15 protein-coding genes are annotated in these 20158 nt (G+C 60.3%); 3 read left to right on the top strand and 12 right to left on the bottom strand.

Annotated elements, in window-relative coordinates:
- Nucleotides 1-273 precede the first annotated feature (273 nt).
- The 9 genes from AC0L3E_RS31860 to nifH form a co-directional block, all read right to left on the bottom strand.
- Nucleotides 274-1164: a universal stress protein gene (locus AC0L3E_RS31860; protein WP_473606533.1), complete on the bottom strand. Its 891-nt coding sequence runs from the start codon at nucleotides 1162-1164 to the stop codon at nucleotides 274-276.
- Nucleotides 1165-1242: 78 nt separating this feature from the next.
- Nucleotides 1243-1947 (bottom strand): response regulator transcription factor, encoded by a 705-nt coding sequence (locus tag AC0L3E_RS31855; RefSeq protein ID WP_473606532.1) that lies wholly within the window; start codon nucleotides 1945-1947, stop codon nucleotides 1243-1245.
- Nucleotides 1948-2045: 98 nt separating this feature from the next.
- Entirely contained in the window at nucleotides 2046-2525 is a 480-nt protein-coding gene (locus AC0L3E_RS31850) for a NifX-associated nitrogen fixation protein (RefSeq protein WP_473606531.1), read from the bottom strand.
- 14 nt (nucleotides 2526-2539) lie between these two features.
- Nucleotides 2540-3037, bottom strand: coding sequence for a nitrogen fixation protein NifX (gene nifX / locus AC0L3E_RS31845; protein WP_473606530.1), 498 nt, complete (start codon nucleotides 3035-3037; stop codon nucleotides 2540-2542).
- Nucleotides 3003-4385, bottom strand: a complete 1383-nt coding sequence (gene nifN, locus AC0L3E_RS31840; RefSeq protein ID WP_473606529.1) for a nitrogenase iron-molybdenum cofactor biosynthesis protein NifN — start codon at nucleotides 4383-4385, stop codon at nucleotides 3003-3005. The genes nifX and nifN overlap by 35 nt, the downstream gene beginning before the upstream one ends.
- Nucleotides 4382-5884 (bottom strand): nitrogenase iron-molybdenum cofactor biosynthesis protein NifE, encoded by a 1503-nt coding sequence (nifE, locus tag AC0L3E_RS31835; protein ID WP_473606528.1) that lies wholly within the window; start codon nucleotides 5882-5884, stop codon nucleotides 4382-4384. Before nifE ends, nifN begins: the two co-directional genes overlap by 4 nt.
- A gap of 63 nt (nucleotides 5885-5947) precedes the next feature.
- Nucleotides 5948-7489 (bottom strand): nitrogenase molybdenum-iron protein subunit beta, encoded by a 1542-nt coding sequence (gene nifK / locus AC0L3E_RS31830; protein ID WP_473606527.1) that lies wholly within the window; start codon nucleotides 7487-7489, stop codon nucleotides 5948-5950.
- Nucleotides 7490-7622: 133 nt separating this feature from the next.
- Nucleotides 7623-9125, bottom strand: coding sequence for a nitrogenase molybdenum-iron protein alpha chain (gene nifD / locus AC0L3E_RS31825; protein WP_473606526.1), 1503 nt, complete (start codon nucleotides 9123-9125; stop codon nucleotides 7623-7625).
- A gap of 91 nt (nucleotides 9126-9216) precedes the next feature.
- Nucleotides 9217-10110 (bottom strand): nitrogenase iron protein, encoded by an 894-nt coding sequence (gene nifH, locus AC0L3E_RS31820; protein WP_404926324.1) that lies wholly within the window; start codon nucleotides 10108-10110, stop codon nucleotides 9217-9219.
- Nucleotides 10111-10735: 625 nt separating this feature from the next.
- On the opposite strand from nifH, the gene AC0L3E_RS31815 reads away from it, so the two are divergent.
- Nucleotides 10736-11953 carry an MFS transporter gene (locus tag AC0L3E_RS31815; protein ID WP_473606543.1) on the top strand — a complete coding sequence of 406 codons (1218 nt, stop codon included), beginning with the start codon at nucleotides 10736-10738 and terminating at the stop codon, nucleotides 11951-11953.
- A gap of 976 nt (nucleotides 11954-12929) precedes the next feature.
- Here the strand turns inward: AC0L3E_RS31815 and AC0L3E_RS31810 are convergent.
- Both AC0L3E_RS31810 and AC0L3E_RS31805 read right to left on the bottom strand, forming a co-directional pair.
- Entirely contained in the window at nucleotides 12930-14093 is a 1164-nt protein-coding gene (locus AC0L3E_RS31810) for a DUF418 domain-containing protein (RefSeq protein WP_473606524.1), read from the bottom strand.
- Between the two features lie 707 nt (nucleotides 14094-14800).
- A complete protein-coding gene (locus AC0L3E_RS31805) occupies nucleotides 14801-16144 on the bottom strand; it encodes an AAA family ATPase (RefSeq protein WP_473606523.1) in 1344 nt (447 codons plus the stop codon).
- Between the two features lie 855 nt (nucleotides 16145-16999).
- Here AC0L3E_RS31805 and AC0L3E_RS31800 point away from each other — a divergent pair.
- Together AC0L3E_RS31800 and rpoN are read left to right on the top strand one after the other, a co-directional pair.
- Nucleotides 17000-17533 (top strand): redoxin family protein, encoded by a 534-nt coding sequence (locus AC0L3E_RS31800; RefSeq protein WP_473606522.1) that lies wholly within the window; start codon nucleotides 17000-17002, stop codon nucleotides 17531-17533.
- Nucleotides 17534-17712: 179 nt separating this feature from the next.
- Nucleotides 17713-19122, top strand: a complete 1410-nt coding sequence (gene rpoN / locus AC0L3E_RS31795; protein ID WP_473606521.1) for an RNA polymerase factor sigma-54 — start codon at nucleotides 17713-17715, stop codon at nucleotides 19120-19122.
- On the opposite strand, the gene AC0L3E_RS31790 is transcribed toward rpoN, so the two are convergent.
- Nucleotides 19101-19742, bottom strand: coding sequence for a nitrogen fixation protein NifQ (locus AC0L3E_RS31790; RefSeq protein ID WP_473606520.1), 642 nt, complete (start codon nucleotides 19740-19742; stop codon nucleotides 19101-19103). The two genes, rpoN and AC0L3E_RS31790, sit on opposite strands and share 22 nt — an antisense overlap.
- Nucleotides 19743-20158: the final 416 nt, after the last annotated feature.

The raw sequence follows: 20158 nt of genomic DNA, 5'->3' as shown, positions 1-20158 counted from the left end.
CATCGTCGAGCGGACAGACAGAGGCTAATTCTCGCTACTGGACGTCTGTCCCCGCCGTATTCGACGGAATCTTCCCTGCCCTGCGCGTGCGGTGTCATCTCGGGTGAGCAGAACCACAGGCGCAATTGAAGAAGGGGGACATATTCCCAGTGGCGCCGCGTGCAGATCCTGCAAGGGGCTTCTCGCCGTCTCCTTTCTTGTGCAGCTAGCATCAGAATAGGTCACCCGGGAAGAAGCAGAGCGTCGAACAGCGTCGTCGCAACTCCGGACGAGTCAGCGCGCCAAAAACAGCGGCAAAGTCGGCTTCTCGAATATCCATCGCGTCACACCGCCAAAGAGTCGCTCACGTAATCCACGGCTGCCATAAGCGCCCATGACGATCAGTTCGGCAGACGTGTCGATTGCGTGCTGCGCAAGCACCGAACCGGCCGATTTGCCGGCACTTCGCAGCAGGTCAACCGACACCGGAACACCATGTCGAGTGAGATAGGCAGCGATGTCGGCTCCAGGCTCCGCGCCCTTCCCGTTGTAATTCGCCTTCGGGTCGACCAGGGCGACACGAACGTCCTCAGCAACGCAGAGGAGACCTAGCGCTTCCCGAACCGCACGGGTAGCCTCGACGCGCGAATCCCAACCGACCAGAACGCGCCGTGGCCACAGTGTTGCCTCAGCCCCCATCGGCACCACGAGCACCGGCGTTCCCGTATCGAACAAGCAGCCGTTGACTACAGGAGGTCCGAGACTCTCGTCATTCAGAAGGCCCGGTCCGATGATCGTGAGATCGGAACAGCGCGCCCGCTGTCGTGCCAATTCCCCCAGGCTAGCCGGATCGCAGCAGTCGGTGTCGATGTCAAATGAGAGCGACATGGATCCCAGCAGCTTCTGGAGATCTTTGGAGCGTCTTTCCAGTCTCGCCACGTCCTGTGTAAATCGATCGATTGCCCGAAATCGATCGTTCAATTGGGCAATTGCCAGTCCACGTCCCACAGGCCACTCGGGGACACCATCTCCAATCGACGGATAATACGACATGATGAGCATCGGAGGCGGTAGGATCAGCACGGAAAGATGCGCGCCGACTTCGGCACACAAGCGGGCGGCAGTTCTGACGTCCTGATCGGAACCGTCAGCGCCGGTCACGCAGAGTAAGCTTTTGAAACCCATTTGCCTATTTCCTCCCGAGTTCAAGCCGAACCAGCTCACAGCGAGGAAAGGGCTGTGGGACCAGACCTGGCAGGTGATTTAGCCGTCCGGATTATCGAGGGAGTAGCCGGCCGACCTGACGGTTCGAATGACGCTGCCGGGCGAAGCCGCCTGAAGGGCTTTTCTGATCCGGCTGATATGGACATCGACGGTGCGTGCACCGACATGGATGTTGGGCGGCCAAGCCGCCCGGATAAGTTCGTCCCGGCTGAAAACCTTCCCGGGGGCTTTGATTAATAGCCGCAGCACGTTGAACTCGATGGGTCCGAGATGAATGTCGTGGCCGTTGCCGCGAACCCGGTGGGCATCGAGCTTCATCTCGAGGCCGCCACAGGAGAGCCAGCCGCCGTTTTCAAGACCATTTTCGCCCCGTAGGGGCAGCGCCAGCTTCGCTCGCAGACAGTCCAGCAGCTTGGCCGGCGCGATCGGCCGCACAAAGCTCTCATCAATGCCAGCCTTGAGGAGGCTGAGGTGCTGGTTCTCGGCGCCGGGCGCGATCAGGGCGATAACGGGCAGACCGCCGGTCCGGGGGTGCTGTTTGAGCCGGGAGCAGATTGGGGAGCCGGATATGCTCGCTGGCCCGCAGTCCAGCACCACGGCCTGAAATTCCCGTTCGTCCGCCAGTGCAAGCGCTTCCTTTGCGCCGCCTGCCGGCTCACTGTCGAAGCCGTCCACCTCCAGTATGTGGCTGAGGAACAGATAGAGCTCGGCATCTTGGGAACAGATCAGGACGAGTGGCTTCATCGCCGCTGCCTGATGAGCCCATCGGCCTGGACCGCATCGGCTGAGTAGATCGCGCCGCTCAAGACCTGTCATGACCCCTTTGCTCAAACCCGTTTCCATTACGCACGCGCCACCTCGGGATAGGTTTCGATGGCTGCGATGGCATCGTCGACCAGTTTCGTACCGGCCGCGGCAAGTTTGCAGAACGTCTCGAAGCCAAACCGATGGACGTCTCGCAGGGTCTTGGACAGAACGACCAGCCGCCCGGTGGAGAAAAGCACGCGCCCGAAGCCCTCATGGCTCATTTCGATCATCGGTGTTGCCATCAGACCGCAGCGCTCCTCGATTGCAAGGGCGACGGCAGTGTAGAACTTGTCGAGCCTCCACAGCACGTCCGGATCGGGATCGCCGATGATTGGAATCGTACGGCGCTGTTCCTTGCTGACGATGAAGTCGGCCAGCAACTCAGCGTCCGCTTTGCCGTCCCATGACCCGTGGGAATCTTGAGCACGGATAAGCCGTACGAGGGATTGGAGAAACGGGCTGGCAAGCGCCACCTCGTCTTCGGCGACAGCAGGGCTAACCGCAGGGTCGGTCATTTCGCCTCCTCATTTCAGTCGTCGTCCTCAAAGGACGGTTTCTGTTTCGCGACGCCTGCCTCTGCCAGGACCTTGCGCAGCCAAGGTGGAGGGCAGGTCCTGAGCATGGTCTGCGTGCGAAACAGCACCTCTTGAATGCTTTGAGGCTGCCGCACCTTGATTGGATGGATTTTTGCCGAAACAAGCTTGGCTGCCGAAGGTCCGCCGATCGCCAGGCAAAACAGCAGATGGCAGCCCTTCAGCGCATCGACCTTCGGCGAGATGCGGTCATCCCGCTCGGCCCGTTGTTTCCCAGTTTCGTCGGAGACCTCGTCGAACTCGATAACTTCCACAAGCTCCCACTCCTCGCGAGTCATATCGTAGATGACAAAGCGCTTGGCCGACCCGAAATGGGCATTGAGCTGCTTGACGTCCTGAGTAGCGATTGCCACCCGCAAGGCGCCTGCTTGTCGTTCCCGCATCGGACGGTGAACCTCGTCAGTGACGAGTGAGAGGCGACGCATCGGGCTCACCTGGCGTTTGCCGCTTGCGGAATGGATCAAGCTCCTCAGGCGTCGGCGCACGCCGGTCGGCCTGGAACAGGTTTGCAACCTCGAAGATCAGATCACGGGTTCCTTGATAGAGGATCGAGAGCTTGTGCTGGCTGCCGAGCCGGTCGAAGACGGGGAAGCCGATGCGCATGAGCGGAATGCCAAGGCGTTGCGACGCCTGGCGTCCATGTGAATGGGTGACCAGAAGATGCGCGCCGCCCGCTAGCGCTTCCAGATCGCCGAGATCGCCGACCTGAATCGACTCCGCCGGCACCTTTTCCAGAATTTTCGACATATCGGTCGTCGTGACCGCCGCCGTGATATCGGAGCCCAAGTCGACGAAGAAGGTTGCCAATTGGTAGAGTTGGTCTGGTTCAGCAGCGATCGCAATTTTCTTGCCTCCGAAATGGAAATGTCCGTCGAGCAGCGCATCCTGCAATTGCGCCCGCCGGCGGCGGACACTTGCCGGCGCAGGCTGGCCAGAAATAGCCGACAGCAGGGAAACGAGCTGATCGGCGCCCTTTAATCCAGTCAGCGACTGAAACAGCACGTAAGGCACGCCGGTCGCCCTATAAAGAACCTCGGCCGGGCGGCGCATATGCTCGCCGACGGCGATGCAGTGCCCAGCCGTGCCGAGATCGCGGATATCCTCGATGCTCGTGCCGCCATAGGTGGTCGGGACCCAGTGGTCTGGCACGGTACCGTCAAGCGAGCCTGAGAGGTCCGGCAAAATCACCGATTGCAGCCCAAAGCTTTCGACCATCTCGCGCAAATGCTCGATATCAGCCACAGTGAGGTTCCACCCGGGCAGGATTGCGACCTTCTTCGACTGGCGCGCCCGTTCGCCAGGTCGCGTAATACTTTCCATCATCGCGGTGACAGCCGTGGCCCAGCCCTCTTCGAGGGCACCGGCGAAATCCGGCGTGTTGGCCAGGACGATCTCCGTACCCGCGAGTTCTGCCGCCCGCTTCAGCCTGATGTCGGCGAGGTCGCCTGCGCAATCTTCGCCACGGGTTTCCACGAGGGCCGTGGTGCAGACCCCGATCAGCTTTGGCTTCGTGCGGGTCTTGAGATTGAGGATCGCCTCTTCCAGATTGTCCGACCCGCCGAGGATGGTTGTTACTTCATCCATCGCCGTGGTCTGCAGGGGGATCGTTTCCTTGAAATGCCTCACAAGCAGCACGAGGGCGAAGCTGGTGCAGCCTTGGGTGCCGTGGAACAGCGGCACTGCGCCGTCGATGCCGAGAAAGGCCAAGGCTGCACCCAGCGGCTGTGACGATTTCAGCGGGTTGACCGAGGCTGATTTGGTTTGGGGAAGGATACGGGTCATCGCATCTTCTCAACGTCCATTAAATTGGACGGCGCCTTGCCAGCGAATTCCCGGACGGCGTGCACGCTCTCGGTGTCGTTGCTCTTGCCCGGCGGTTTATCCTCCACATGGTGCGGGCAATCCCACGGAGCGCGCTCGCGCACCTGGCACCAGATCGGATTGTGGATGGCGATGTCGATCTGCCGTACGAGTTCCACCATGCCGTCATATCCGGCATACGGGTGCTGGCGCTCCTGGTTGATGTCGAGCCACGGCGTCTTGGACTTGAGCGCGAGGAACTGCGTGCGTCCGCCCGACAGCATGATATCGGCCTTGCCTCCAGAGAGTATGGCGTAAAGGTCGCGCGCTGGCATCTGCTCGAATGTGTGCTTGTCGTCCTTGAGGACCTGTTTGATGCGCTCCTTATCTTCGACAGTCGATTTCTTGACCGAGGTGCCGACGATCTCGATCCCGATCTCCACCAGCGCGTGGACGACCGACCAGGACTTGACACCACCCGTGTTGAGCAGCACGCGCTTGCCTTGAAGGCGGGCTCGGTAGGCCTCAAGCTTCTTCCATGCAATCGCCTCCTGCTCGGCGATCAGCGTCTCTGTGCGGTCCAGGATCTCCGGATCGGCCCCCTTCCTCACCAGCAGCGTAGCAATTTGGCGGAGTGCCGCCGAAGTATCCGAAATCCCGTAGAAGGAGCCTTCGAAGAAAGGGATGCTCCAGCGCTCGTCCATCTTGCGAGCTAGATTCATGAGGGCCGTAGAGCACACCACCATGGCCGCCCGGGCGCGGTGCGCGGAAGCGATGTCGAGATAGCGCGCGTCGCCCGGAATGCAGGCGCGAACCCGGATGCCGAGCCGGTCGAGGAGCGGCTTTATCAGCCAGAATTCGCCGGAGAGGTTGAATTCACCGAGGATATTGATGTCGTACGGCCCGGCGTCATCGGGTTCCACCGTGCCGATCACATGGTCGAGCAACGCCTCGGCGGCGAGCTTGTTGCCGAGGTTCTTGGAGCCGGCCAGGCCCGGCGCATTGACCGGAACCACGGCCAAGCTGAATTTTTCGGCGGCGCGTTTGCAGACAGCTTCGATATCGTCGCCGATGAGGGCCGTCACGCAGGTCGAATAGACAAACACTGCCGGTGGCGCATACGCTTCCTTGATTTCGCGGATCGCCTTGAAGAGCTTCCGCTCGCCCTGCCCCATCACCACCTCGAGTTCGGTAAGGTCGGTCGTGAAGCTGGTGCGCCACAAGCTTGGCCCGGACGAAGCTGCACCGCGGTTGTCCCAGGAATTGCCCTCGCAGGCGAGCGGCGCATGGACCAAATGCGCAACGTCGGTGATCGGCTGCAGGACGATCTTGGCCCCGTCAAAGGCGCAACCGCCCGCCGCCGCTCCTGGCGTCAGCGCCCTCGCGCAGCCCTGCTTGCGCGCCTTGGCATCCTTGCCGCGGTTCTTGTCGCAGGCGGGCTCCTTGAAAACGTCCTGGATCTTCGCACTGAGCGAGCTCATGGCGTCAGTCCGCAAAGCCAATTCGGCAATGAACCGCCTGGGCGAAAAGCCGGTCCGTGTCTTCTAGCGGGTGAGGTCATAGGAATAGTCCGTCACGCCCGTCTGGCTCGTCTCGCGATCGAGCTTGTCGAAGATCTTGTCGAGGATCGTGGTCAGCACGCGCAATCCGCCCTGGTAGCCCATGAGCGCAAAGCGATGATGATGGTGCCGGTCGAAGATCGGAAACGTCAGCCGGATCAGCGGCGTGCCCGTGTCGCGCTCCAGATACTTGCCATAGGAATTGCCGATCAGCAGGTCCACGGGCTCGGTGAAGAGCAGCGACCGCATAGCCCAGAGGTCCTTGCCCGCCCAGACCTGAGCGTCCTTGCCGAAGGGCGAGGATGCAAGCAGTTCCTTCAACTCGGATTCCCACGTCGAGGTGCCGTTGGTGGCGAGGCAATGTGTCGGCTCGCCGCCCGTTTCCATGACGAATCGGGCCATGGCGTACACGAAGTCCGGGTCGCCGTAGATCGCGTATTTCTTGCCGTGCAGCCAGGACTGGCTATCCGCCATGGCATCAATCAGTCGGCCGCGCTCCAGCCGGATTGCCTCGGGGATTTCCTTGCCGGAAAGCGCCGAGACCTTCATCAGCAATTCGTCAGTTGCCTGGACGCCGAGCGGATAATGGAAGGAAGCCGTGGCCTGCCCAACTTGCCCACAATAGTCCAGCGTTTTTCGCGTGTTGTAGTGCTGCAGCGAAAGCGTTGCCTCGGCGTCGAGTGCCCCCCTTACCTCTTCGATCTTTGTGCCGCCATCGTACATGCGGTATTCTCCGTCCGACGGCGTGTCGAACTGGTCAGATGCGTCCTGGATGAAGGTGTAGGACACACCCATCACATCGAGCAGACGTTTGAGCTCCCGGTTGTTGCCAACGCAGAAACCGTCGAAGCCCGGAATGACGTTGATGCTTCCCTTGGTTTCCGTGCGCTGCTGGCCTTTCCAGAAGTGCTCCAGAATACCCTTGAGCATGCCGTCATAGCCGTCGACATGGCTACCGACGAAGGCTGGCGTGTGGGCAAAAGGCACGTCAAAGTCGCCCGGGACTGAGTTTTCGTCTTTGGCGTTCTGGATGAAGCTGTGCAGGTCGTCGCCTATGACCTCGGCCATACACGTCGTCGACACTGCGATCATCTTGGGGTCGTAAAGCTGGTATGTGTTGGCGAGCCCGTCGACCAGGTTCTTCAAGCCGCCGAACACTGCCGCGTCCTCTGTCATCGAGGAGGAAACCGCCGAAGCAGGTTCCTTGAAATGGCGTGACAGGTGCGAGCGGTAATAGGCCACGCAGCCCTGGCTGCCGTGGACGAAGGACATGGTACGCTCGAAACCCGCTGCAGCGAACACGGCACCAAGCGGCTGGCAGGCCTTGGCGGGATTGATTACAAGCGCTTCCCGGGCGAGGTTCTTTTCGCGGTATTCCCAGGTCTTGGTGAATTCGCCTTGATCGGTAACGACCTGATCCGGGTGCGGACATTCGAAATTCAGCTTCTTCTCGGCGAGCATTTGCCTGTATTCTGGCTCGCGGAACAGGGGAGCGTGGTCGAGAATCTTTTCGGCCGACTGCGGCATTGGTATTCCTCTTTTTAATCTGGCCGCGCCATTCCGCAGCTCAGATAGTCGAGACGTTTCCGGTAGTCCCGAGGCTCACAAGCTCGCGGGGTTTCATGGTCTCTCTGGGGAGACCGGGCCAAGGACTGGGCGTCTATTCGGCAGCTATCGCCCGCCCACTGGGCGGGCGTTCTTTCCAAGGAGCGTGGTAGAGATCCCAGACCGGATTGTTGATGGCAAGATCCACGTCACGTGCGAATATGGCAAAGCCGTCATAGCCGTGATAGGGTCCCGAATAGTCCCAGGAGTGCATCTGACGGAACGGAATGCCCATCTTCTGCACCGGGTATTTTTCCTTGATGCCGGAGCCCACGAGGTTGGGGCGAACTCCCTCGATGAATTTCTCCAACTCGTAACCGGTAACGTCGTCGTAGATCAGCGTGCCGTTCTTTACGTAATGAGCGGTGCGCTGATAATCATCATTGTGGCCGAACTCGTAGCCGGTGCCGACGATGACCATGCCGAGGTCCTCGTAGGCTGTGATGACGTGGCGGGGGCGTAGGCCACCGACGTAGAGCATGACGGTATTGCCTTCGAGGCGCGGCCGGTACTTGGAGATGACGGCGTCGACAAGCGGCCTGTACTTGGCGATCACCTTCTCGGTTTTCTCCTCGATTTCCGGCCCGAAATGCTTGGCTATGCTGCGCAGGGAGGTTTCGATCTGGGACGGTCCGAAGAAATTGTACTCCATCCAGGCGACGCCATACTTTTCCTCCATATGCCGGCAGATGTAGTTCATCGAGCGGTAGCAGTGGATGAGATTGAGCTTGGCCTTTGGCGCGCGTTCAATCTCGGCCAGTGTTGCGTCGCCCGACCAGTTGCCGACCACGCGCAATCCTATCTCCTCAAGCAAGATGCGCGAGGCCCAGGCATCGCCGCCAATATTGTAGTCGCCGATCACGTTGACGTCGTAAGCACCGGCCTCGAAGTCGACTTCCTTCTTGTCGAAGACCCAGTCGCGGATCGCGTCATTGGCGATGTGGTGGCCGAGTGATTGCGAGACGCCGCGGAAGCCCTCGCAGCGCACCGGCACGATGGTCTTTTCGTGCTCCTTGGCCTTCTTGCGAGAAACTGCCTCGGTGTCATCGCCAATGAGACCGATCGGACATTCGGATTGCACGGTGATGCCGTTGTTCAGCGGAAACAGGACCTCGATCTCGTCGATGATCTGTTCCAGTTTCTTGTCACCGCCGAAGACAATGTCTTTCTCCTGGAAATCGGAGGTGAACTGCATTGTCCCGAACGTATCGATGCCCGTTGTGCCCACATAGTAATTGCGGCGCTGTGACCAGGAATATTGGCCGCAGCCGACGGGGCCGTGCGAGATATGGACCATATCCTTGACTGGACCCCAGACCACGCCCTTTGAGCCGGCATAGGCGCAGCCACGGATTGTCATCACCCCAGGGATGGACTTGATGTTCGATTTGACGTCGCATTCGGAAAGGATCTCACTTTCCTCGCCAGCCTCATCCCCGCTCTTGGCGATGCTCAGATGTTTTTTGCGGCGCTTCGCCGCTTTGTCGGGATATTGCGATAGCACCTCCTCGATAAGCTTCGCATGGAGAGCACCATCATTCTCGTATTCCAGGCTCATGGGACCCCTTTCAAGGTGTCTGATGACGCCTCACTGATGAGGCGCCGTTCTTGGCAGGCGCCCCAACTCGAGAGGCGACCAATATCGGTCGTTACTGGGCGGCCGTCTTGGCCGCTTCCTTGGCCTGCAGCTCGGCAAGCATCTGCTCGTCGGTTTTCATGATGCCGAAGTCGAGCAGCATGTCCTCGAGCTCCTCCATGGTGATCGGCGTCGGGATGGTGCCCTGGCCAGAATTGGCATGGATCTTCTCGGCCAGCGCGCGGTACTCTCCGGCCTGCTTGGAATCCGGCGCATACTGGATAACTGACATCTTCCTGAGCTCGGCATGCTGGACGATGTTGTCGCGCGGCACGAAATGGATGAGCTTGGAATTGAGCCTGGAAGCCAGGGCTTCAGCGAGATCAAGCTCACGGTCGGTTTGCCGTTCGTTGCAGATCAGGCCTCCGAGCCGCACCCCGCCCGAATGGGCATATTTCAGGATGCCCTTGGCGATGTTGTTGGCGGCATAAAGCGCCATCATCTCCCCGGACATGACGATGTAGATTTCCTGCGCCTTGCCCTCGCGGATCGGCATCGCGAAACCGCCGCAAACCACGTCGCCCAGCACGTCGTAGGAGACATAGTCGACATCATCATAGGCGCCGTTCTCCTCGAGGAAGTTGATCGATGTGATGACGCCTCGGCCGGCGCAGCCAACACCCGGCTCCGGGCCGCCAGACTCCACGCATTTGATGCCTCTGTAGCCAATCTTGAGCACGTCCTGCAGCTCGAGATCTTCCACCGAACCTTCCTGGGCCGCCAGATGCAGGACAGTATCCTGAGCCTTCGAGTTCAGGATCAGGCGAGTGGAGTCGGCTTTGGGGTCGCAGCCGACGATGAGGATTCTCTGGCCGAGGTCGACCAGGGCAGCGAGCGTGTTTTGGGAGGTGGTGGACTTGCCGATGCCGCCCTTTCCGTAAAAGGCGATCTGACGCAGACCTGACATTATAGATTCCCTTCCTTTTCCATCGTCGCGGCTGGCCGCAATATGAATGCCGATGGGCAGCTCATGCCGCCTCACACCGAAAGGGTCTCAAGACTCGTGCCAAGTAAACTGGGTGATAACGAACAAGGTTTTTTCTTTTGTTGCCCGCGAGTTAGCCTGAGCGCCAACGAGTGTTTGCTGCGAGACAAGTGATTGTCGCACTAAGCCCTGTAGCGGAGCCGACAATGCCCGACACAACCCGTCACCTTGGAGACCGCTCGCAGAAAAGCTGGCCTTCGAGCTAGAGCCGAAGTTTTGGCATGCCTGCAGGCGGGGGCAAAGCGACCGGCTTGCGGGCCTCCCGCTGCGGGACATCGGACGAGCGTGCTCGGTAGCTGGTGGCGCATGGCTGGTTCGAGACTGGCCCCGCGCAGTCGGCAGGGAACATGCCTGATGCGACGAATGCCGACGATCAGATCCCGCCCGACTCGGAGAACCCGGCACTGATATTGCACGCGGCGGTGTCACAACATGTCGGGCAGCGATGAACATTCCCTGCGTGCGGGGCCGGCAACAACGTGCTCCTGAATGCCGGTCAATGCAGCCAACCCATGTTGCAGTTGCACCCAAGCTGGCGAGCTTATTCATGACCCAATCTGCGACAGGCTTCATGGAGACTTTTCTGCACGGCCCAGAAAAGCCGGATCGACGATCTCGTCCCGCTTGGGGCGCGGTCATATCGCTTGGCCTGGGGACCTTCGGGCTTGTGGCGGCAGAGCTTTTGCCTGCCAGCGTGCTGACGCCGCTCGCGCATGATCTGCATGTCACAGAGGGTGCGGCTGGACAGACGATGACAGCGACTGCGATTGCCGCGGCGATTTCGGCGCCGCTGATCGCCTTCATAACAAAGCGCCTCGACCGCAGAGTCGTCCTGTGGGCGATGATGCTGCTTCAGATCCTGTCCAACCTTCTGGCAGGGGTCGCGTGGTCGCTGCCGGTTTTCCTGGCGGCACGCGTGGTGCTCGGCATTGCGCTTGGAGGCTTCTGGTCGATTTCGGCATCGCTGGCGATGCGACTGGTTCCAAATCACCTCCTTCCGCGCGCACTATCAATCATCCTCACCGGCGTGTCGGTCGCTATCGTTTGCGCGCCTCCAATCGGCGCCTATGTCGGCGACATCTGGGGATGGCGAGCCTCCTTCATGATCGCCGCAGCCGTTAATGCCGTTACATTGCTGGTGCAACTCGTAACCCTTCCGACGTTGCCGCCGGTTGAAATGGCTGGAATCCGCGGCCTGCTGCATGTGGTCAAGAAGCCAACCATCAAGGTCGCGCTTTTGGTGGTGCTGCTGGTGGCTTCTGGGCACTTCGCCAGCTTCACCTATGTCCGGGCTTATCTCGAGATGATTCCCGCGCTCCATATCGAGACGATCTCGCTGCTGTTGCTCGTTTCGGGGGTATGCGGATTCTTCGGGAATTTAGCCGGCGCGTTCCTGGCCAAACACAGCCTCAAGGCGGTCGCGGCGCTGCCGCCGCTGCTCATGGCGATAGCCGCTGTCTCGTTGCTGATGCCTGGAGCATCGGCCTTCACCTCGGCCATTGCGGTTGCTGTATGGAGTTTTGGCTTCGGTGCGGTCCCGGTGGGAGTACAGACTTGGATGGTGCTGCGCGCCGTTCCCGAACAGGCCGAAAGCGCCGGTGTGCTGATGACCTCAACGTTCCAAATTGCCATCGCGGCCGGCGCGATCTTCGGCGGACTGCTCGTGAATAATGCGGGCGTCGCCAGTGTGTTCGCCTACAGCGCGGTTGCCACCTTCCTTGCCGCCCTCACAGTGCTCCTATTCGGGCCGAAACGCGCAACCTAACCTCTGACGGGGCGGGCCCACAGCTCAGCGCTTGCGATGCAGCCGCACCAGCCACGCGGCGCGATCCTGCCCCACACTTTGTCGGTCATCTCGCCTAGGCCACATGGATCGCGGGCTACTGCCGAGGGGGCTTTGACCAGTACCGGGCGCCTCGCCGGCCCTAGCCGTTCGCGGCTCCGGGCAGTGCATCAGCGTTCGCCCGGGCGGAGTTGGTCAGGTTACGCAGCCCGGGCGAGCGCGGTCGCGCTTGGCAGCGGGGGCGACCGGGCACCGTTCTTGAGGTGCCCACCCTCCAGGTCTCGATTTGGAACTGCGCGCGAAACGCCGGGCCGCCCGTAGGTCGACTTGTGCGCGCCACCATCCTACGAAACCGCCGCTGAGAGAACAGCATTCCCGGCAGCACACCTGCATGGCCCTAATCTCAATTCCAACCCACACGATAGGCTGCGCGAATGCCGGCCAAAGAGAAGGCGCACGCAGAATGTCGCTCGCCAAAGGAATTTACCAAGCGTCAACTCACTGTCAGCTCGTTAATCCTCTCTTTGAGAGCGACCTGACCAGCTTGCTGTCGACGGCAAGCGAATGCGATGTACGGGATCGGTAGCCCATCAGCGAGCTCTGCCACGCCAGGGGGTATGGTCGACCGACAGCGACAGCTTTGGCAAGCACCTGCGCATGCCGCCGCCTCATCGCAATGCGACTTCGCTTCAGCGCCGGAACGGCGTTTTGCTGGTTTCGCAACCTCCGATCGTGGAGATCGACAGCGCTTCGTTCAGTCCGAAACTAAGGACCTTCTGCGGCGATGGTCAAACACATCACGGACAATGCCGCCAGAAGACTTGGATTTCTATCCTCAAAGCCGCGCGCAAGGCGATGGTTGCAAGGCTTAGCGATTGCCCCCAGATGGTACGGAGCGGGCGATTTTCTAGTTACCAGCTATGTCGTCGGTCAGGTTCGCTTTCTTTGGCGAGCGTCACTATCGATCCGAAAGTCGGGGCGACGTGGTGCTCAGCGGACGTCGCGTCGCTCGATCTGCGATCCATCCCATCAGCGCTTCCATCGGTCCTCGCGGGAATAAGCGCAGCCAAAGCACCGCGAAAGCGCTTACAACCACGATGAAGCCAAACAACGCGGACAGCGAGTGAGCTCTTCCAAGCATAAATATTCCCAGAATGTGCAGAAGATAGGCCGTCAGAGGCATCGAACCGACCGCGATTATTGGCGAGACCAGCTTTCGCACGAACGGGAGCGCATCCATAGCAAGCGAGCAAGCCGCCACGATGATCATTGCGCAACCGGCGCTGCCAAAAATCCAAAACGTCGTCTCGCTATGAGGCGAGGCAATCCATAGCCAACTCGCTGTGAGCTCGTCCACATCCAGCATCCACCAGTGGTGAGGACTCACGTCAAGTTCTTGCAAATTTGCCAGCTCTGCGCTTACGCCAGGCATCAAATGCAGCGCAAGCCAGGATCCTCCGAAGCCCAACACGGCCAGCGCGACGCCGGCTACACCAAGGCGCAAATGCATTGCGCGCGTGCGAAGGTCAAAGCGCGCAATGGCCATGCCGGCGATCAGCAAAGGAACCCAGGTCAAGGCGGGATAAGTGCCGCTGACCAGGAGGGTGAACACCTCGGGGTCTGAGCTCCCGGAGCCAAGCATTTTGAGAAGGAGGAAACGCACCTGCGGGAGAACCAATGCTGTCACCGCCGCGAGCAACCCGAGCCGCTGTGCGCTGAGCCGATATAGCGGCAGGACCAACAGGAAGCAGACGCCGTAGTATGCCAGAATGACCGCGACAGGCGCGTTGACATAGGTGAGGATTTCGCCAAGGGCGAGCAGGATAAGGGCGCGGATTGCAACCTTGGCAATGGCCTGTCTACCGGCTAGCGTCGATTTCCGCGGGTTGCGGCCGGTAATCAGGATGAGCGAAAACCCGGTTATTACGGCAAACAGGACGGACGAGCGCCCAAAGGCGAAGTCCATCACACTTCCGACCACTCCTTCGCCGTCTAGGGGACCCACATGGACGGCATACATGCCGAAGACTGCCAAACCGCGAGCAAGGTCGATGCCGACCAGCCGAGCTGCAGCCCACCCGTCTCGTGACCCGCTCCCGAAGATGCGGTGCGGTATTGCCATAGTGGAATTCCTTCGTTGGTTGCGTCCATCGCGGGACGATAGGAGGGCCGTCGGCTGCTGCCGTGGTCTCGCCCCAGGCGCAAAGCTCGTGCCAAATCCGACAGATCGAGCTATAGCCTGCGGCAATCACAGACTTAGGCCCCCGGGGACTGTGGCGCGGACCTGACAATTCCGACACCTGTGTCGCGGAGCCGACGTGTTGGACGGATGGCCGGCCCGGGGGCTCACTGAACAGGCTGCGAGAGGCGCAGCGACAGCGGATTATCCGACCAGCATGCCGCGCGGGCCCCAGTGATCGCGGCCAGCTTCAGCCCGGTGGTAAACCGGCAGCGCAAAGCCCCCCTGCCAGATCACCTTCTAGATCCGCCCAAACAGAATGAAGGCCCAAACGATCGGGTTTCAGGGCCTCCTGGGCCCCGCAGAGCGGCGGACGGAAGCGCTTGCGCCTCGGAAAGACCGGTGGCAAGCTCACCCGGCGGGAATTGAGGCCGACGGCTCACCGGGGCGATCCACCTGAGTCGGAATGGACTCGCGCCTAGATGGAAGCGTCTTGCTTGACAAGGCACGATCGCTCAGGTGGCCTGGCAGGGGCATGACCGCCCGAAGAGGCGGACGTATGCGGCATCTTCCGCGCCGTGCAAGAGCTCAGCATTGAAAACCAGCGCAGCAGAACACCAGCTGCAGCAGCCACTCTCATCTTCTGCTCTTTACCCCGTTGAGGTTTTCTCGCCGAGGCCGACAAGCCGCCTCTTGAGACGGCTCGACAAAGTTTCGGTGTCGCCGAAGACCATCTCCACATCCTCGCGCGAGACGACATCCCCGCCATCCCGTGCCAGGCTCCGTTGAGCCAGACGGCGGACCATTTCCTTGATATAGGCCGCGCTGCTGTTTTCCGACCGTGCGACGACATCCGCAAGCGCTCCGTCTTGGAAGACGAGCGCACGACCATACAGCGTGATCAGCCGCTCGCGGCAGCCGACGTCGGGAAGCGGGATCTCAATTGCTTCGTCCACCCGGCCTGGGCGCGAGGCGAGCGCGTCCTCAATGTCCTCCGGCCGATTCGTCGTAAGGAGGAAGAGGATATCTGCATTTGAGGCAAGACCATCCATTTCGTTCAACAGACGGTTGAGCAGTCGTTCAGCGTTCGGGCTAGATACGTTTTCTCGCGACCGACCCACCAAGTCGACGTCCTCCAATACGACGATGCTCGGCTGAAGCGTGCGGGCCAACGCTATGTAGAACCCAATCGCCGCTGTCTGCTCAGCCGTAACCAGAACAGTAGTGCGTCCGGGCAGGTTGGCAGAAACATAGCGGATGACGTGCGTCTTGCCTGTACCAGGGGGACCATAAAGCAGAATACCCTTTTGCGCGTGCTGGCCGAGGCGCTTCAACCCCTCTCGGTGTCGATCATGGTCAAAGATGTTGGCATCAAGACGCGCCATAGTTGCTTCCGAAAGCACCACGTCGTCCCGGCGTACGGCAGGTAGGCGATGAACCCGCATCGCTCCCCGCATCCCCCAGTTGCGTGCATCGTATTCAAAAGAGAGAACCTTGCTGCGGTAGTATTGCGAGCTTTCGCCTGCCGCCTGGATTTTGCTAAGAAATCCGCGCGAGAAGGCACATGCCTGCTCGCCAGGCAGATAAGCGATTTCCACTTGAACCGTTCGGCCGCCCCAGCGGTCAAAAAACTGCGACAGAAGGACCGCTGCAGGCTCTTCGCCGACAAGGAATAGCCACAGGCCATTTTGCAGTGCCGCGTAGGGCACGTCTTCGCCAATATCCATGTCCTGATATTGCAAGGGTGTCACCGCAATGACGGTTCCACCCTCGCGAATGACCATGTCGGACAGCTTCATGGCATCGGACTGGTGCCGCTGGTGGACGCCGATGAGCCTGGGAGACAAGGGCGCAATCTGCTCTTCAATGACAGTTTGAACGTCCGGCAGCAAATGGGCAGCAAATTTTCGGCGCGAGCTGGCGAGACCTGTCAAATCATCGGTTTTGAAATGGCGAATTAGTGCTTGCCAGACATAGCAATCGATATCGGTCACAGCAGAATCCTTTGCGAGTTGAGGTGAGCGGAAGCTCTGCATCGAGCGCCGTTAGAGCCGGCTAGGCTCTCCTCGCATTCGCGGCCGTCCCACCGACAAGATCATTGAAGCAAATTGCGTGCCCGTGGCACTCCGTTGCGTTCTGCCGGTTCGCGCTAATCAGCGGCACTTGTTCCTGACGTTTGGGTCGGCCTTGCGACAATTCTGGTCCAGTTTCCGACACAATAAGTTTTGGATGGACGCCTACGGCGTTGGAAAGCAAACCGCGCAATGACCGTGACCGAGCCGTATTCGATCTTCATCGACTCTGGACCATGGCAATACCGAAGAGAGGCCGCCATGAACTGCCGCCACAGGCATGCGTTCGCGTCAGTCATGCCTCTGCGAACACGGCTAGGCGCACACCGTGCCCCTTCGCTGCGGTGATGCCCGCGGCCGCGCCGTGTGCATGTGCTTGCGGTCTATGGTGCATCGTTTGCCAGCCTGCGGAAGCTCAAGCGCTACACACCTGACCTCGAAACTTTGGTGCAGAAGCAGCTTCGTTGCAAATGGCATGCCTCTTGCTGCTCGTGCTCGGAGCCTATTGAACACGATGAAAGCCGATACCGAACCATGGCTGGCACGCGAAGCTCTAAACGATCGACAAAGACGCCGGCGGTTGTCCTCGCTGAGCACTGGGCATCGCCCGGTTTGGAGATCCGAGCATCTGGAGCCGGGCCGTTCCCTATACATCCGACGGGGGAAAGAGTGGGAAGCCGCGTAGGCATCGTCTCGCACCTCGGCAGCACCCCAGCGCGGCAATCCGCCAGCCTCAGTAAAATCCAGTGCGCCAGTTTCTTCAAAAGGAGCAAGTTTATGACCGGTCAGAAGAAGGTCCCCTTCGTCACGTTTCTCACGCGTGTTCGCGATGATTCAGTCCAGGGGCCAAATCCATATCGTTGGGAAGAAAAGACGTCCGACGACTACTTTGGCGGCAAGCGCGTCATCCTGTTCTCGCTGCCTGGCGCTTTCACCCCCACATGCTCGACCTACCAGCTGCCCAATTTCGAAGATCTCTACGAGGATTTCAAGAAACAAGGGGTCGACGCGGTCTACTGCCTCTCGGTCAACGATGCCTTTGTCATGAATGCATGGGGAAAGTCCCTGGGGCTGCAGAAGGTCGAGCTGATCCCGGATGGGTCTGGCGAGTTCACGCGCAAAATGGGCATGCTGGTTGCCAAGGACAATCTGGGCTTCGGAATGCGCTCCTGGCGCTACGCGGCTCTGCTCAACAATGGCGTCGTGGAGCAGTGGTTCGAGGAGGAAGGTTTCTCCGATAACTGCGAGACCGACCCCTATGGCGTCTCATCCCCGCAGAACGTCCTTCGATCGTTGAAGGACGCGGCGTGACCTGGTGCAGATCGACCGTGCGCGACTGCGTTTTGGGCGACGCTTGGGACAAAGGGCGAGGCCCTGAAGCCAGCGGCCCGTGAGGTCGTTCAAACGTGACGCGGCTTTGCAGCGTCGACCTGTGAGAGATCCAATTAGCCACGGCCAAGAGCTTCTTTGACAGGAACACCGGACCGACCATGAAATCGTCCTTCAGCCTCCTTCAGAAACAGTCTCTTGCGGCATCGCCTCAGCTCATCGAGTCGATTCGTCTGCTGCAACTGACGCATGCCGAACTGCATCAGTTCGTGGACCAGGAGCTCGAGAAAAATCCGCTGCTGGAGCATGCGCCAAAAGACGAAGGGCTGTCCGGCGAGGCTGAAGGACCGACTTGGGCAGGATCCCCGGACCTGCCCAGGCAAGGGAAGTCCCAGCCGAGCGCGACAAACGCCACGCCGGGCGAACGGCCTGCCTACGAGGAGTTTGTCGCCCTAGCCGAAACGTTGCACGACCATGTCGCTCGTCAGATCTCCCTCACCGCCTTCACACCGCATGAGCGGCTGATAGCTCATCAGCTCGCCGGTCATCTGGATGACACTGGCTATCTTCGGGTAAGTCCTTCCGACCTGGCTGAGACCCTGAACGTCGAGCTGGCTCAAGTGGAACGGGTGCTGGGCGTCTTGCAGCGCCTCGATCCTCCGGGAATCTTCGCACGATCGCTCAGCGAATGTCTCGAGATACAGTTGCGCGAGAAAAACCGCTTCGACCCGGCGATGGCGGTTTTGGTTGCCAACCTTGAGCTGCTTGCGCGACGCGATTTTCAGGCATTGAAGCAGCGCTGCGGCGTCGATGAAGAAGATCTTCTCGACATGCTGCAGGAAATCCGCGCGCTTGACCCCAAGCCTGGAAACACATTCCAGTCTGGAACGCCGGAGTGCGTCATACCGGACGTATGGGTGCTGCGCTCGCCCGGAGGTGGATGGCAGATCGAACTTGATCCGAACACGCTGCCCAAGGTGCTGATCAACCAAAGCTATGTCGCGGAGGTTTCCTGCCGAGCCGCCAAAAAATCGAAGGACATGACATTTCTCAATGAATGCTTGCAAAACGCGAACTGGTTGATCCGCAGCCTGGATCAGCGCGCCAAGACGATCCTTAAGGTCGCCACGGAAATCGTGCGCCAGCAGGATGCTTTTCTGGAATATGGCGTCGCCCACCTGCGGCCGCTCAATCTCAGGACGGTCGCTGAGGCGATCAACATGCACGAGTCGACTGTCAGCCGGGTTACGTCGAACAAGTACATGGTTACCCCACGCGGTGTGTTCGAGCTCAAATATTTCTTCACTGTCGCGATCGCCTCCTGCGAAGGCGGTGACGCGCACTCCGCTGAAGCTGTTCGCCATCGGATCAGAGCGATGGTCGCCGAAGAATCGCTTGATAACATGCTCTCTGACGACGACATCGCTGACCGGCTCAAGGAATGCGGCATAGATCTCGCTCGCCGCACGGTTGCCAAATATCGCGAGGCGATGAACATCCCCTCCTCCATACAGCGGCGCCGGGAAAAGCGCTTGTGGCGCGACGGCGATCAAGGCCTCAAGGCCTCGTGACCAAGCGTGGCCCCTAGATCAAAGGTGATGCGTTCTCCGCGTTCGTCCTCCTCCGGGCCGAAGCAACTGTCGAAATCGCTGCATTCCCGGCAATTGGGCGCAGGACATAGCGAGAACCCTTCGGCCTCACAGAGTTTGCGGTAAAAGTACTTCTTCCATTTCATGTTTCGTGTGTTGCCGGCCGCGAGCATCGGAAAATGCGTGGCAAGCAGGCGGTTCAGCTCGGTCCGATTGAGAAGACCAAGATCTTGCCACAGATGGTCATCGTGCATGGCACGCCGGGCAACGATCTTGGCGAAGCGCGCGCTCGCCGGGTCGCTCGGCCGGGCGTGCGCCAGCAGCAGGCCGCGCAGAAGTTCTTCCTCCATGCCCGGCTCAGGGTCGCTGAGGTCTTCCAAGGCCAAGGCTGCCAGTGCGGTTGCGGACAAACCCCGGGGCAGGACCTGGCGCAGCTCGGCGAGGGACAGGCCTGTCGACTCCGTCGCAGTCGCTTCGCCAGCCTCGACCTCCTTGAGCGCACACGAGAGAACGCAGGCAAGAACATGCTCGTCGAAGCCCCTGTCCGGCTCGATGGTGGGGCATTGGCCGGCGCCGATACATGCGTCTTTATGGGCGGACATGGTCCCGTTCTCCTGGTTTGTTTTCGCGATGCAGCGGCCCAGCGTTGAGCAATACTGGGTCCGACTACGGGCACGCGCCGGCGCGACTCGACTCCAGTACAGCGGCCGCGGGTCGACCGCATGACCAAGCCTCGAGCTGGCCTTCGAAGTCACCGCGCTAGACCATGACCCATAGCGTTGTTGATAGGGGATGATCCGGTCTTCCCAGTTCGGTCTGGCAGCATTGTCCCTGGTCGAAATTTCCCAACCGGGTCTGTAACACGATATGACCCGGGTTCAGGATGCTGAGCGGTTCTGCCAAGCTCCAGCAAGCGACGCAGACCGGCCTTCTTGGTACGCTGGTGGTGGAGAGCAGAGCACGGCCGCGGCGTGGCGCGGTCCCTGCCGGCCCATCTTTCCCTTGCAGTTGTCACGGT

Source organism: Mesorhizobium sp. WSM4822 (assembly GCF_055811155.1).
Note: the sequence above shows the minus strand (reverse complement) of the source record. Positions and strands in the feature narration are given on the sequence as shown.

Bases quoted from the DNA above. Each gene is read 5' to 3' on its own strand.
- AC0L3E_RS31815 (WP_473606543.1), top strand. From the start codon at position 10,736: ATGACCCAATCTGCGACAGGCTTCATGGAGACTTTTCTGCACGGCCCA.
- AC0L3E_RS31800 (WP_473606522.1), top strand. From the start codon at position 17,000: ATGACCGGTCAGAAGAAGGTCCCCTTCGTCACGTTTCTCACGCGTGTT.
- nifK (WP_473606527.1), bottom strand. From the start codon at position 7,489: ATGCCGCAGTCGGCCGAAAAGATTCTCGACCACGCTCCCCTGTTCCGC.
- AC0L3E_RS31860 (WP_473606533.1), bottom strand. From the start codon at position 1,164: ATGGGTTTCAAAAGCTTACTCTGCGTGACCGGCGCTGACGGTTCCGAT.
- AC0L3E_RS31850 (WP_473606531.1), bottom strand. From the start codon at position 2,525: ATGACCGACCCTGCGGTTAGCCCTGCTGTCGCCGAAGACGAGGTGGCG.
- nifH (WP_404926324.1), bottom strand. From the start codon at position 10,110: ATGTCAGGTCTGCGTCAGATCGCCTTTTACGGAAAGGGCGGCATCGGC.
- rpoN (WP_473606521.1), top strand. From the start codon at position 17,713: ATGAAATCGTCCTTCAGCCTCCTTCAGAAACAGTCTCTTGCGGCATCG.
- nifD (WP_473606526.1), bottom strand. From the start codon at position 9,125: ATGAGCCTGGAATACGAGAATGATGGTGCTCTCCATGCGAAGCTTATC.
- nifE (WP_473606528.1), bottom strand. From the start codon at position 5,884: ATGAGCTCGCTCAGTGCGAAGATCCAGGACGTTTTCAAGGAGCCCGCC.
- AC0L3E_RS31790 (WP_473606520.1), bottom strand. From the start codon at position 19,742: ATGTCCGCCCATAAAGACGCATGTATCGGCGCCGGCCAATGCCCCACC.
- nifN (WP_473606529.1), bottom strand. From the start codon at position 4,385: ATGACCCGTATCCTTCCCCAAACCAAATCAGCCTCGGTCAACCCGCTG.
- AC0L3E_RS31855 (WP_473606532.1), bottom strand. From the start codon at position 1,947: ATGAAGCCACTCGTCCTGATCTGTTCCCAAGATGCCGAGCTCTATCTG.
- AC0L3E_RS31810 (WP_473606524.1), bottom strand. From the start codon at position 14,093: ATGGCAATACCGCACCGCATCTTCGGGAGCGGGTCACGAGACGGGTGG.